Source organism: Curtobacterium sp. NPDC089689, assembly GCF_044749145.1.
GTDB lineage: Bacteria > Actinomycetota > Actinomycetes > Actinomycetales > Microbacteriaceae > Curtobacterium.
Map to the genome: position 1 here is coordinate 21,621 of NZ_JBIVHJ010000004.1, position 12,358 is coordinate 33,978.

Sequence of the window (12,358 nt, forward strand, 5' to 3'; positions counted from 1 at the left end):
CGCAGCGTGCGAGGATCGTGCGGTGACCGACGTGGCGGAGACGACCCGCGCCTCCCGGCTGGGTTCCGTCCTGGAGGCGCGCCACAGCGGGTGGTCCGCTCCCCTGCTCCTGTGGCTGGCCTCACGGGCGTTCAGCACGCTGCTGCTCGGCTCGCTCTACTGGGTCGCGACCGCGGCCGGGTGGCCGTTCGCGTCGTACCGACGCGACCCGTCGTTCTTCACGTTCTCCGGGTCGTGGGACGCGTCCTTCTACCGGATCATCGCCGAGCGCGGGTACCCGACGGCGATCCCGGTGGACGACGCCGGGCACGTGCTGCCGAACGCGTGGGCGTTCCTGCCGGTGTTCCCGTGGCTCGCTCGCACGGTGGCGCCCGTCGTCGGCGGGTCGTTCTGGGTCGCCGGGGTCCTCGTCGCGACCCTGGCGGGCGCCGGTGCCTGCGTGGCGCTGTACCGCTTGGTCCGGGCGGTCCGCGGCGACCGGGCCGCGCGGTGGGCCACCGCCCTCTTCGCCTTCGGTCCGACCGGGTTCCTGCTCCAGGTGGCCTACGCGGAGGGCCTGTTCCTCCTGCTGTTGTTCGCCGCGCTGCTCGCGCTCGTGCGCCGACGGTACTGGTGGATCGCGCCCCTCGGGGTCGTCGCCGCGTTCACGAAGCCGGGCGTGCTCGCCCTCGCCGTGGCGCTCGCGGTGCACCTCGTCGTGCGGTGGGTGCAGGACCGGGCGCGGTTCCGGTGGCGGGACCGCGTGGTGGTGGTCGTGTCGGGGCTGCTCATCGCGGCCGCAGGGCTCGCGTGGCCGGTGATCGCCTCCGCCGTGACCGGCCGACCGGACGCGTACCTCGACACCGAGCTGTCGTGGTGGGTCGGGTTCGTCGGGCGGCAGCACTTCGCGCCGCTCACACCGTGGTTCACGATGGCGGGCACGTGGCTCGGGCCGGCGGGCATCGTCCTCGTGCTCGTCGTGCTGGCCGCTGCCGTGTGGTTCTGGTGCCGGCGGGACGTCCGGGCCGTGGGCACCGACGTGTGGTCGTTCACGGCCGCGTACGTGCTCTACCTCGTCGCGGTGTTCCTGCCGCAGCAGTCACTGCCCCGGCTGCTGATGCCGACGGCGCCGCTGCTCGGGTCGGACGTGTTCGTCGGCACGCGGCGGCGGGCGGTGGCGTGGCTCGTGGTCGGGATGTGCCTGCAGCCCGTGGCGGTCGTGCTGCTGTGGTTCCTCGGGTACCCCTAGGCGCGGGCGGCGCGTAGAGCCGGTGCCGGTGCCGGTGCCGGTGCCGGCTCCTTTCGCATAACCAAGGCCACGCCGAACCACGGGCCTCCGCGGTGCGAGCCGACTCCGGTTGTGCGAACGCAGAACGCGCCGCCGCGCCTGCGCCACCGCGCCTGCGCCGCCGGGCCCGCGGCTACGCGTCGAACGTGTGGAACCAGGCCTTGCCGCCGGGGTGCTGCACCGTGATCATCTCGTCGAGGTCACGGTAGGGCCCGTCCTGGTTGTGGCTCGCGGACTTGATCCGCACGGTGCCGTCCGGCTCGGTGAAGACCTCGGACACGATCGTGGTGTGGTCGGGCGAGGCGTTGTCGTTCCAGTCGAAGAACACGATGTCGCCGACCTTCACCTTGTCCCGCTCGTCGATCGACCGCTTCGTCAGGCCGAACTCGGCCGCGTGCTCGCTGAGCCACGGGTCCATCGCCGGGCAGTACGTCCACGTGGGCGAGTGCGCGGCGCCGGCGTCGCGGTTGTACCAGTCGTCGCGCTGCTCCCACCCGCGGGCGATCAGGGTCTGGCTGACGTAGTTCGCGCAGTCCCCGCCGATCGGGTTCATCGTCCCGTACTCGGCGAGGTTGTAGTCCTTCCAGTACCGCATCGCGTAGGCGAGCTGTCGGTCCGTCGCGGTGAGTGCTGCGTACGCGAGCGAGGTCGTCGCGACGGCATCGGCGGCGTCCGGCGTCGGGGCCGCGGTCGGCGTCGGCGTGGCGGTCGCGGAGTCCTGCGTCGCACCGGACTGGCCGTCGTTCGCGCTGCTGCCGTTGCCGTCGGAGGACTGGTTCGCCGAGGGCGACGGCTCGACGGTGTCGGTGAAGAGCGCGACGTCGGCGTCGCCGGCGGTGTACATCGCCTGGTGCGGGGCCGTGAAGGTGACCTTCCCCGCGGTGGCGCGGACGTCGCGAGCAGCGATGCCGCCCACCGTCACGCCCTTGACGACGTCGAGCCCGGTCCCGTGGACGGTGACGGTCACCCCGCCCGCGAGCGGGACCTGCGTGGGCTCGAGCTTCGAGGCGGCCGGCTCCGCGGCGGACGAGCTCCCCGTCGATCCGGATCCCGCCGTGCCCGGCTGCTTCGTCGCCGAGGCCTTCCCCCCGCCGTCGGAGGAGCACGCGGCGACCGCGAGACCGACACCGGCGACACCGGCGAGCGAGAACAGGATGCGGCGCGTGTACGAGGCAGTCATGACCTCCCCAGGGTAGGCGACGCCCCCGACGGACGGTCCGTTGCCTCGCGCAACCGGGGAGGAACCGGCATGATCGATCCGCAGCAGCCGAACGAGAGGATCCCTCCACATGCCCGAGAGCCACGACTTCTTCGTCGCAGCCGACCCGGGGACCGCTCGCGCTCGGACCCGCGACGCCCTGGTGCGCGAGGGCTACACCGTCGACGACGCCGATCAGGGCGGACTCCGCGCGACCCGCGGCAGCCTAGGACTCACGCTCCTGATCGGGGCCTGGGCGAACGACCGCACGTTCCACACCCGCCTCGACGTGCAGGTCATGGTGACCCCGGACGGTCGCACCGTCGTCCGACTGCTCCGGGGATCGGGACGCTCGATGGTGAAGGGCGGCGCGATCGGCCTGGCGCGTGGCAACCGGGCGTTCGAGCAGGCCGCGAACGCGATCCACACCGTGTTCGCGCAGGCGGGCGTCCTCACGGCGAGTGTCCCCGGCTGACGCGGCGTCGCGTGCAACATGGGCTCGGGTCGCGAGACTCGATGCCGATCGGCCAAGATCGAGCGAGAAAGTAAAGACGGGAGCGGCCCGAGGGCGACTCCCGTCTGTCAGAAGGTCGGAGCCGAAGCTCCTGGTCGTAACGATAGCGGGGAAACTTGGGAAGTCAACTCGAGACGCAGAGCTTGGTAATCGCGCGGATGAAGGAGCTCGCGGACGGCCGCACTCCGTGGCACCGAGCGCTGTGGCAAGCCGGTTCAGTCGTTCTCGTGCAGGAAGTACTCGAGGCTACTGAGGCAACGTGGGCCGGCACGATCACCTCCGACGAAGCGATGCGCGACGTGATCCAGAGCGCTCGGGAGCAACTCCGGCGGGACGCTGGCGCCGGTTCTCCCGAGCGGCGTGGAGACCTCGACCAACTCATCGCGTCACTCGAGCCGACGAAGAATGCCAAGGCGCGCTCCACACCCGCCGGCAGTCGCGACCTCGATCAGATCCGCGACCACCTTGCAAGCATCCGACGCGGATACCTGGACCGATGGTGCGAGCACCTTGCCGCAGCTGCTGTGGATGAAGACGAGGTCGAGCTCGCAGCCCGACTGATCGTCGCTCATCTGATTGATGAGGGTCTCCATCGGAGTCACATCCATGGCTGGCTGACTAATCTGGACGACGAAGCAACATTGCTCGACGTCATCCAAGCGGCACGAACAATGCTGCTCGAGGACGCACGGGTCTTCGACTTCCTCGTCGAAGTGCACCGGGCGGATGCGGACGTCGTCGAATCCTTCGGAGATCGATGGCGTGACTCCGACACCTTCTTGAACGCATTCGACGATGTCGGGGACACGCGCGCCACTCGTCCGCGGGCCGGAGCCGGCGCCGTGAGTTGGACCGTCGTAGCTCGTGATCCGCACTCAGCGATGGCGCAGCTGAGCGCATGGAAGGAACGCGTTCTTGCTCGCGTTCGAATCGGCTTCGGGGAGACGAACAAGCTCGAATTCGGCCCGGTCGTCCTCGACGTGGGCGGTGGACGAGTCAGAACTCACCGTGCCGAGCAGCGGCGCATCAGGATCCCCTCGATCCAGCGCCATCGTCTGTTCGATGCCGACGCCACGATTGGTGACCAGGTGGACGACGCGCTCGGGCTGCTCGCAAGCCACTCCACGAACGCGTACGGCCCGTCGATCGCTTCCGTGTGGGCTGCTGCAGAAGGTCTCCTCGGGCGTCCAGGTGGGCGTGGCGTGGACGTCGCGGACGCACTCGCAGACATCATCACGTGCAGCTTCCCGCGAGCGGAAGTGAACGATCTTGCGAGGAAGTGGGCTAAGAACGGAGGTGATTCTCTGGCGCGCGAACTGAGATCCGAGCGAAGCAGTACGCGACGGGCCGAACGGATGGCGGAGTCCCTCGGACTCGGGGGTCCGACCTTCACAGAAGACGCCGACCGCGCGGCCGCTGCCCGTTACGCCGAGATCCTTCGCGACCCAGCTGGGGTTCTGGGGCGAGTTCGTCGCTACTACCGCACGACGTTCCGTCGGCTCTACTACCAACGGAACTTCATCATGCACGCCGCCCGCTTCGACTCGGTGACGCTGGCGGTTGCTTCAAGAACTGCGCCACCACTCGTCGCCGCGGGCGTCGATCGGATCGTGAACGCCATTGCGGCAGAGGGGGTCCGTCCCCTCGTTCTCGCCGCTCGAGCGCGAAACGAGATCGCGCTCCTCGGGCGCGAAGGAGGGCGACCGATCCACGCTTTGCTGGAGTGAGCTCAGTTCAGCTGCAGGACCAGTCGCGGTCGATCTTCCCGGAACCGTAGGCGGTCACGTACTGCGTCATCGCGATCTTGCCCGCGGTGAGGGGCTTGCCGGTGCAGGCGGCCTGCGCCTGGTCGAGGCGCGCCGTCCCGAGGGCGATCCAGCTCGGCAGCGGGCGGATCGGGCTCGTCGTCTGCACCGTACCCATGATCGTGGCGAACTGCGAGGTCGTCGAGTAGAGCCCGATGCTCGTGACCCCCGACGCCCGGAGCGCGGCGATCATGCCCTCGAGCGCGGCGCGGTTCTGCGCGGTGTCGGAGACGTACGACAGGCCGGTCTCGACGTCGAGCCACCAGCGGTACTGGCCGGGGTCAGTCACCCCGCGGGTGTTCGCCGCCTCGTACGCACGGGTGTAGCCGTAGACGTAGGAGCACGCGGTGGTCGTCTTCCACGTCGACTGCGCACCGCTCTGCGCCGTGCACTCCCCGTTCGTGTACTGCGTCGGGACGGAGACCGTCGGGCCGCCCGGCAGCGTGTTCGACGACGGCCACACGGACGCCTTCGCCGCACCCGGGTTCGTGAACAGCGAGTACACCTGCGCCTTCGGCTGCGCGGTCCCACCGGCGGAGCCCTTCGCCCACGCGAGCTGCTGGGCGAGACACGGGTTCGTGGTGTTCGCGAGCGAGCCGTTCACGCCGACGACGCCGAAGGACTGATCGGTCGGGACCGCCGTGCACGCGGGACCCTGGGGCCAGGAGACGTCGACGCCGGTGCCGGAGCCGCCGACCCCGTTCGTGAAGTAGCCGGAGACGTCGAGGGACAGCGTCGCCTTCCCGGCGAGGACCCTGGCGTTCACCGTGCCCGACGCACTCACGGGCAGCACGACGGCGTTCGCGAGCGTCCGCCCGGTCGCGGACACCTGCGTCGGGAGGGTCGACGCACCGAGCGACCCGCTCACCTGCACGGAGCTGGACGTCGACGCGCCGTTCACCTTGGCGTTCGCGACGACCGCCGTGGCGTTCCGTGGGACGCCAGCCGTCCCGGTCAGACGGACCGCGCGGTTCGTCGTGGTGAGGGCGGCCGTGGCGGCGCGCACGCCAGGGGTCGGGACGTACGACGACCCCGCGGCGCCCGGGGCCCAGTACCCGACGACGTCCGCGTTGACGACCGCCTTCCCCGCGCTGACGCGGGTCTGGAACGCGCCGCCGGCGAGCGTGACGGTCGTGGTGTTCGCGATGGTCGCGCCGGCGGTGAACGAGATGGCGGCGACGGACACGTCCTTCCCGGCCGGAGTGAACCGGGCGGACCCCGAGCCCGCAGGACGGGAGACGTCGGCCTGGAGCACCACGGCGGTCGCGTTCGCCGGCACGCCACCCCCGGTCACCGAGACCTTCCGGGGCGTCGTGGTCACCGTGGCGCGCAGGACCGACCTCGGCGCCACGGGCGTGTACGAGGACGCACCGCCGGAGCCGTACCAGCCGGCGAGGTCGAGCGACACGGTGCCCTTTCCAGCGGAGAGCCGCACCCCGACCCTGCCCGACGACAGCACGGCGTTCGTCCCGACCGACACCGAGCGTCCCGCCGTGACGTACTGCACGGTCTGCGACGACACGGCCAGCGTCCCCGACGCAGTCGGCTTCGCGACCGTCGCCGTGAGCGCCACGGCGGTCGCCGATGCCGGGATGCCGTTCCGGCCGGCGAGCGGCACCTGCACCGTGGTCGTCCCGACCGAGCCGGACCAGGCCCGAACCGGAGCGACGGCGGTGAAGCGACCGCTCGACGGGGGCGCTGCCGATGCACTGGGCGCCGGGCCGACGACGACCAGTCCGGCCACGACGGACGCGACCGCCCCGATCGCGACGACGACGTTCCTGATGTGCATGTTCCCCCCTCGACGCTGCAGTGCGCCTCGCGAGTCTAGGGCGACCGGGGCTGCCGACACAGCACTGCCGTGGAGAACCTCAGGCAACGACGAAGGGCCACCCGATTGGGCGGCCCTTCGTGTACCTGGTGGAGCTAAGGGGATTCGAACCCCTGACCTTCTCATTGCGAACGAGACGCGCTACCAACTGCGCCATAGCCCCAAGGACTCGTCAACCCTAGCACCACGGTCCGTGTGAACCGAAATCGACCGACCGTGTCCGGGCGTGCCGTGGCAGGGATCAGACCGCGCGGCGTCGACGCATGATGGCGTCGAGGTCGGCCTGCTGGTAGACGTCCTCGTCGATGACGCCCATGCCGGCCCACCGGCTCGGCGGCGCGGGCTCGACGGGCGTCTCGACGACGGGCTCGGTCGACGCCGACGCCGCAGACGCGGACGCGGACGCGGGAGCACGGAGGCCGAGTCGCTCGGCGAGCCGGCCCTGGTCGTGCGAGGACAACGACGCGGCCGCCTCCTCGACGTCGGGCCGCAGGCGCGAGACCGTCGCGAGCGACGGATCGGTGGCACCGGCCCGGATCGCCGCGGCCTCGGCATCGGCCTCGGCCTTCGCCTCGGCGACGCGCTCCTTGAGCCGCGCAGCGAGTTCGGCGGACGACTCCGGCGAGGCCTTCGGCGCGACGGGACGCTCCACGTACAGCGGCTTCGGCACGTGGTTCGGGGTCCAGCTGCGGTCGCGCGCGGGTTCGGCGGGCGCCTCCGTCGGCAGCGGCGGCGCCGGGTCCGTCCACGCGGTGGTCGGCCGGGAGGCACGGGTCGCGTCCGTCGCGGCGGCTGCGGCACGCGCCTTCCGCGCCTGGGCGACCTGGTGCAGCTGCGCGAGGACCGCGACGGACCCACCGGCGGCCACGAGCCCGGCGACGGCGATCAGCCAGAGTGCGGGTGCCGCGACGAGGACCACGACGGCGACGACGAGTCCGATCGTGCCGAGGAGCGTCGCGCCGAGCCGGGAGCGACGCATCCGCATCGCCGTCAGGGCCGGCACGTTCGAGGCGCGTTCGAGCACGGGCGCCTGTTCTGCGAGACGGCGGGTGATCTCCCGCTGACGGGCGGCCTCGTGCGCCCGGACGATGGCGGTGCGCTTCGCCTCCTCCGACCGGGCGACGCGCTGCGCCTCGGCGAGGGACTTCGCGTTCATCTCGACGCGGACCTCGTCGGGGAGCTCGGCGGTCTGCGCGAGGATGCGGAGCGTCTGCTGGAGTCGGATCGCGTTGCGCTCGGTCGCGAGGTACTGGCGCCGCGCCGCCCACGAGGGCACGAGGTAGACGATCCAGAGGACGGCCGCCAGGAGCAGCACGATGCCGCCGCCCCAGGAGCCGATACCTGCCATGCGCCAACGGTAGGGGCGGGGTCGCACGCGGAGCGTGATTGCCGGACGCGTGTTGCGCGTGTCGCGACGGATTCCGTCGGTGCCGAGCCGTGCCTCCAGGCAGGCCGCGTCAGAGGCGGGGCGTCGTGTGGATCGGCAACGCCGCCTCGTCGCGGGCCGACAGGGGCACGCTGCCGGCACCCGGCGGTACCCGTCCCTGGACCCAGCGCTCGAGGACGCCCTCGCGGACCTCCTCGGCGACGAGGGCGAAGCAGAAGTGGTCGCGCCAGTCGCCGTTGATGTGGATGTAGCGACGGCGGAGCCCCTCGTACCGGAAGCCGAGCTTCTCGACGACGCGGAGGCTCGGCGCGTTCTCCGGACGGATGCAGATCTCGATGCGGTGCACGCCGACCGACCGGAAGCAGTGGTCCACGGCGAGGGCGACCGAGATCGGGGTGACGTTGTGCCCGGCGGCGTCCTCGACGACCCAGTAGCCGATCGAGGCGCTCGCGAGCGACCCGTAGGTGATGCCCGACACGTTGAGCTGGCCGACGAACCGGCCGTCGAGCTCCATCGCGAACGGCAGCCCGAGGCCCGCACGCGCATTGGCCTGCAGCGCGCGGATGCTGCCGCGGACGTCGGTGGAGACGTGGCCGGACGGGTTGGTGGCCTCCCACGTCCGCAGCCAACCGCGGTTCGAGGCGAGGGCGACGTCGAGGTCACGGCTGTCCCGGAGCCGGAGCGGCCGGATGGTGACCCGCCCGTGGGACAGGGTCGGGATCGTCGTCATCGCTGTGGTTCCTCCGGATGCGCCGAACGGGTCCGGGGGAACTCCCCCGGACCCGTTCGACGACGGGTCGGCTATTCGCCCGCGTTGAACTCCTTGAGCCAGGACTTGAGGTCCGGCCCGAGGTCTTCGCGGTCCGAGGCGAGCTGCACGATCGCCTTGATGTAGTCGAGTTTGTCACCGGTGTCGTACCGACGTCCACGGAACACGACGCCGTACACGCCACCCGTCCATTCCTCGGCGCCGGCCATCTTCATGAGGGCGTCGGTGAGCTGGATCTCGCCACCCTTGCCGGGCTCCTGCTTCTCGAGGACGTCGAAGACCTCGGGGCGGATGACGTAGCGGCCGATGATGGCGAGGTTCGACGGGGCTTCGCCCTGCGCGGGCTTCTCGACCAGGCCGGTGATCTTCACGACGTCGTCGACGTCGGTCTCCTCGACCGTCGCGATGCCGTACATGTGCGTCTGCGACTCGGGGACCTCGAGGAGGGCGACGATCGTGGCGTTCTTCTGGCCCTGGACCTCGATCATGCGCTTGAGCAGCGGGTCGCGGGCGTCGATGATGTCGTCGCCGAGCAGGACCGCGAAGGGCTCCCGGCCGACGTGCATCTTCGCGCGGAGCACCGCGTGACCGAGGCCGAGCGGGTCGCCCTGGCGGACGTAGTGCATGTCGGCGAGGTCCGTGGACTGGTTCACCTTCTGCAGCTTCTCGTGGTCGCCCTTCTTCTTCAGGGTCTCCTCGAGCTCGGCGACGTGGTCGAAGTGGTTCTCGAGCGCGTTCTTGTTGCGGCCCGTGATCATCAGGACGTCGGTGAGCCCGGCGTCGACGGCCTCCTCCACCACGTACTGGATGGCCGGCTTGTCGACGACCGGGAGCATCTCCTTCGGCATCGCCTTGGTGGCGGGGAGGAAGCGCGTGCCCAGGCCGGCGGCGGGGATCACGGCTTTCGAAATCTGGAAGCCCATGCCTGTGAACGTACCGGACCAGTCCTGGAGGGCACATGTCGTCGCTGTGGAGGACACGGCTTCGCGCGGGCCGCGGCGGGAAGCCGCAAGAGCGGTCTCGGTAGACTCCCGGGCATGATCCCCGACCGAGGTGTCGAGAAGCGTGCGTTGCGGGCGGAGCTCCGGCAGCGGCGACGCACCAGGACCACCACCGAACGCGACGCCGACGCGGCAGCCCTGACCGAGACCCTGCAGCGGTTCGTCGAGGAGCGCCAGGTCGAGTCGCTCGCGCTGTACCTCTCCGCACCCGACGAGCCCGACGTCCGGCCGTTCCTCGACTGGGCGCACGCGCGGGGCATCCGCGTCCTGCTGCCGATCACCCGCGAGGACGGACTCCTCGACTGGGCGGTCGGCGACGGCGAGTCGGAGCACGAGGGGCTGTTCGGGATGCCGGAGGTCGTCGGCGAGGTCCTCTCCCCGCTCGCGCTCGGCGACGTCGACGCGATCCTCACCCCGGCCGCCGCGGTCGGACACGACGGGATCCGCATGGGCTGGGGCCGCGGCTACTACGACAAGACCCTCGGGTCCATGGCGAACCGCCCGCCCGTCTATGCTGTGATCTTCGACGCGGAGTACCTCGACGAGGTCCCGCGCGAGGCCCACGACGAACCCGTCGACGGCATCATCACGCCGTCGCGCATCATCACCTTCCGGAGCTAGCGTGCCCACCTACTCGTACCGGTGCACCGAGTGCGACAATGCCTTCGACGTCAAGCAGTCCTTCACGGACGCCGCCCTCACCGAGTGCCCAGTCTGCGGTGGTGCGCTCCGCAAGGTGTTCTCGCCGGTCGGCGTGACGTTCAACGGCGGTGGCTTCTACCGGACGGACTCGCGGGCGAAGCCGGCCGGCGGCTCGTCGGGTTCGTCGTCGGACGGCAGCTCGTCCTCTGCGTCGTCGAGTTCGTCGTCGGACAGCGGCTCGTCGTCGAGCACGCCGAAGAAGACCGAGTCGGGGAAGCCGGCCGCGCCCAGCGCCTCCTGACCTGCGGGCGGGCGTCTCGGTACGGTGGGGGCTCCTCGACCGGAAGGAGGCCCGCGTGAAGGGCTTCAAGGAGTTCCTGCTCCGCGGCAACGTCATCGACCTGGCCGTCGCAGTCGTCATCGGTGCGGCGTTCACCGCCATCGTGACGGCCATCGTCACGAACCTGATCAACCCGCTCATCGGCGCCGTCTTCAACGCGTCGAGTCTGGACAAGGCGCTCATCGTCGCGATCCCGACCGTGAGCGGCGGGAGCGCGAAGATCCTCTTCGGCGCAATCATCGGTGCGGTGATCAACTTCGTCATCGTCGCCGCGGTCGTCTACTTCGCGCTCGTCGTCCCGGTGAACCACCTCAAGAAGGTCGCGTTCGAGCGCGTCAAGAAGAACGAGGAGCAGACGCCGCAGGATGTCCCGCCGACGGACGTCGAGGTGCTGCTCGAGATCCGCGACCTGCTCCGTTCCCAGAACGGCGGCGCACTGCCGGCCGGCGGGGGAGCGCACGTGGCACCGTCGGACGCGCCCGAGGGCCCGGGCATCGGCGGCTCGACGAAGCTCTGACGCCGGCCCGGCGCTGCACCGCACAACCAAAGTCCGTCCGAACCACCCGTACGCGTGGTTCGGACGGACTTTGGTTGTGCGCAGGCGAACTGCGCCGGGACGCCGGACGCCGGAAGCCGCAGTCGCCGCCGGCCCCCGCGCGCTCAGGCCGCGGCAGCCACCGCGCGGCGCTTGCGGACCATCGCCACGGCGTACTGCGCACCGGCGAGCACGTGCCCGGCGGTACCGAGGTACACGAACACGAGGGCGACGATCCGGACCCACGGCGCGTTCTCGTCGACGGTGTGCACCGCCGAGAACAGCAGCACGGGAAGGCCGACGAACAGCAGCGCCGAGCGGATCTTGCCCGTCCAGGTGACGTCGAGGTCCGGGTTGCCGTGGAACAGCACACTCGACAGCACGGCGAGCACCAGGTCGGCCGCGACGACGACGATCACGACGAACAGCGGCAGCAGCCCGACCAGCACGAGCGACAGCACGATGGCGATGATCGCGAGACGGTCGGCGACGGGGTCGATCGCCTTCCCGAGCTTGGAGCCCTGGTCGAAGCGCCGCGCGATGAAGCCGTCTGCCCAGTCGCTCACGCCGATCACCACGAGCGACACGAGCGCCCATCCGGGGTGTCGGGCGACGACCAGCAACACGAACACCGGGATCAGCAGGAGCCGGAACAGCGTGATGAGGTTCGGCCACGTCTGCCAGTCGGGGCGCTGTCGCGCGGTCTCAGTCATCGCCTGCAAGGCTACCCGGCCTCACCAGTGAGGCGGGACGTCGCGTCGGAGCTGGTCGTCGTTCTCGCCGTCGCGGTGCCGCGCCGGCTCCGGCGGGGCGGCCGGCTCGTAGCCCGGGACCGGCTGGGTGGTGACGCGCCTGCGGCGGCGAGGCGCGCCTCCCGGCTGCTCGGACAGAGCGTCGTCGACGGATGCGACGTCGTCTACGGACCGGACGGGAGGCACGGCTGCGGACGCGTCGTCGGCTCGCGTCCACGAGCCCACCAGTTGGTCCGTCCCCGGCGTCACCGGACCGGCTGCGCGGGACGCGCGCCGGGACGGGCTCATCGGCGGGCGGGGCCCGCCGTGAGCACGCT

General features: G+C 70.8%; 12 protein-coding genes and 1 tRNA gene. 6 read left to right on the plus strand and 7 right to left on the minus strand.

Translation table 11 applies throughout. The features are described from left to right. Window positions 1-22: 22 nt before the first annotated feature. The gene (locus ACIPYW_RS14930; RefSeq protein ID WP_400414878.1) at window positions 23-1,228 is read left to right on the plus strand and encodes a hypothetical protein; all 1,206 of its coding nucleotides are present in this window, start codon (window positions 23-25) and stop codon (window positions 1,226-1,228) included. A gap of 172 nt (window positions 1,229-1,400) precedes the next feature. On the opposite strand, the gene ACIPYW_RS14935 is transcribed toward ACIPYW_RS14930, so the two are convergent. Next, window positions 1,401-2,447: an amidase domain-containing protein gene (locus ACIPYW_RS14935; RefSeq protein WP_400414880.1), complete on the minus strand. Its 1,047-nt coding sequence runs from the start codon at window positions 2,445-2,447 to the stop codon at window positions 1,401-1,403. Between the two features lie 109 nt (window positions 2,448-2,556). On the opposite strand from ACIPYW_RS14935, the gene ACIPYW_RS14940 reads away from it, so the two are divergent. Beyond that, window positions 2,557-2,940, plus strand: a complete 384-nt coding sequence (locus ACIPYW_RS14940) for a hypothetical protein (protein ID WP_400414882.1) — start codon at window positions 2,557-2,559, stop codon at window positions 2,938-2,940. 266 nt (window positions 2,941-3,206) lie between these two features. Beyond that, window positions 3,207-4,706 carry a hypothetical protein gene (locus ACIPYW_RS14945; RefSeq protein WP_400414885.1) on the plus strand — a complete coding sequence of 500 codons (1,500 nt, stop codon included), beginning with the start codon at window positions 3,207-3,209 and terminating at the stop codon, window positions 4,704-4,706. Window positions 4,707-4,713: 7 nt separating this feature from the next. On the opposite strand, the gene ACIPYW_RS14950 is transcribed toward ACIPYW_RS14945, so the two are convergent. The 5 genes from ACIPYW_RS14950 to galU form a co-directional block, all read right to left on the minus strand. Beyond that, window positions 4,714-6,576: a hypothetical protein gene (locus tag ACIPYW_RS14950; protein WP_400414887.1), complete on the minus strand. Its 1,863-nt coding sequence runs from the start codon at window positions 6,574-6,576 to the stop codon at window positions 4,714-4,716. A gap of 126 nt (window positions 6,577-6,702) precedes the next feature. Continuing rightward, window positions 6,703-6,778, minus strand: a tRNA-Ala gene (locus ACIPYW_RS14955). 78 nt (window positions 6,779-6,856) lie between these two features. After that, window positions 6,857-7,963 carry a hypothetical protein gene (locus ACIPYW_RS14960; RefSeq protein WP_400414889.1) on the minus strand — a complete coding sequence of 369 codons (1,107 nt, stop codon included), beginning with the start codon at window positions 7,961-7,963 and terminating at the stop codon, window positions 6,857-6,859. 109 nt (window positions 7,964-8,072) lie between these two features. Next, window positions 8,073-8,732 (minus strand): GNAT family N-acetyltransferase, encoded by a 660-nt coding sequence (locus ACIPYW_RS14965; RefSeq protein WP_290133779.1) that lies wholly within the window; start codon window positions 8,730-8,732, stop codon window positions 8,073-8,075. Between the two features lie 71 nt (window positions 8,733-8,803). Then, the gene (galU, locus tag ACIPYW_RS14970; RefSeq protein ID WP_290133778.1) at window positions 8,804-9,694 is read right to left on the minus strand and encodes a UTP--glucose-1-phosphate uridylyltransferase GalU; all 891 of its coding nucleotides are present in this window, start codon (window positions 9,692-9,694) and stop codon (window positions 8,804-8,806) included. A 114-nt stretch (window positions 9,695-9,808) separates the two neighbouring features. Here galU and ACIPYW_RS14975 point away from each other — a divergent pair, with 114 nt between their 5' ends. The 3 genes from ACIPYW_RS14975 to mscL are packed head-to-tail and all read left to right on the plus strand — an operon-like array spanning window position 9,809 to window position 11,271. Beyond that, window positions 9,809-10,393, plus strand: coding sequence for a 5-formyltetrahydrofolate cyclo-ligase (locus tag ACIPYW_RS14975; protein WP_290133777.1), 585 nt, complete (start codon window positions 9,809-9,811; stop codon window positions 10,391-10,393). A gap of 1 nt (window position 10,394) precedes the next feature. Beyond that, on the plus strand, window positions 10,395-10,715 hold the full coding sequence (locus tag ACIPYW_RS14980) for an FmdB family zinc ribbon protein (protein WP_400414892.1): 321 nt from the start codon (window positions 10,395-10,397) through the stop codon (window positions 10,713-10,715). 55 nt (window positions 10,716-10,770) lie between these two features. Then, window positions 10,771-11,271 carry a large conductance mechanosensitive channel protein MscL gene (gene mscL, locus ACIPYW_RS14985; protein WP_400414894.1) on the plus strand — a complete coding sequence of 167 codons (501 nt, stop codon included), beginning with the start codon at window positions 10,771-10,773 and terminating at the stop codon, window positions 11,269-11,271. A gap of 143 nt (window positions 11,272-11,414) precedes the next feature. Here mscL and ACIPYW_RS14990 read toward each other — a convergent pair whose 3' ends face one another. Then, a complete protein-coding gene (locus ACIPYW_RS14990) occupies window positions 11,415-12,002 on the minus strand; it encodes a CDP-alcohol phosphatidyltransferase family protein (RefSeq protein ID WP_400414897.1) in 588 nt (195 codons plus the stop codon). Window positions 12,003-12,358 lie beyond the last annotated feature (356 nt).

What these genes read in the sequence shown, in the direction of transcription:
- ACIPYW_RS14935 (WP_400414880.1), bottom strand. Translation starts at nt 2,447, where the DNA reads ATGACTGCCTCGTACACGCGCCGCATCCTGTTCTCGCTCGCCGGTGTC.
- ACIPYW_RS14940 (WP_400414882.1), top strand. Translation starts at nt 2,557, where the DNA reads ATGCCCGAGAGCCACGACTTCTTCGTCGCAGCCGACCCGGGGACCGCT.
- ACIPYW_RS14950 (WP_400414887.1), bottom strand. Translation starts at nt 6,576, where the DNA reads ATGCACATCAGGAACGTCGTCGTCGCGATCGGGGCGGTCGCGTCCGTC.
- ACIPYW_RS14960 (WP_400414889.1), bottom strand. Translation starts at nt 7,963, where the DNA reads ATGGCAGGTATCGGCTCCTGGGGCGGCGGCATCGTGCTGCTCCTGGCG.
- ACIPYW_RS14965 (WP_290133779.1), bottom strand. Translation starts at nt 8,732, where the DNA reads ATGACGACGATCCCGACCCTGTCCCACGGGCGGGTCACCATCCGGCCG.
- galU (WP_290133778.1), bottom strand. Translation starts at nt 9,694, where the DNA reads ATGGGCTTCCAGATTTCGAAAGCCGTGATCCCCGCCGCCGGCCTGGGC.
- ACIPYW_RS14975 (WP_290133777.1), top strand. Translation starts at nt 9,809, where the DNA reads ATGATCCCCGACCGAGGTGTCGAGAAGCGTGCGTTGCGGGCGGAGCTC.
- ACIPYW_RS14990 (WP_400414897.1), bottom strand. Translation starts at nt 12,002, where the DNA reads ATGACTGAGACCGCGCGACAGCGCCCCGACTGGCAGACGTGGCCGAAC.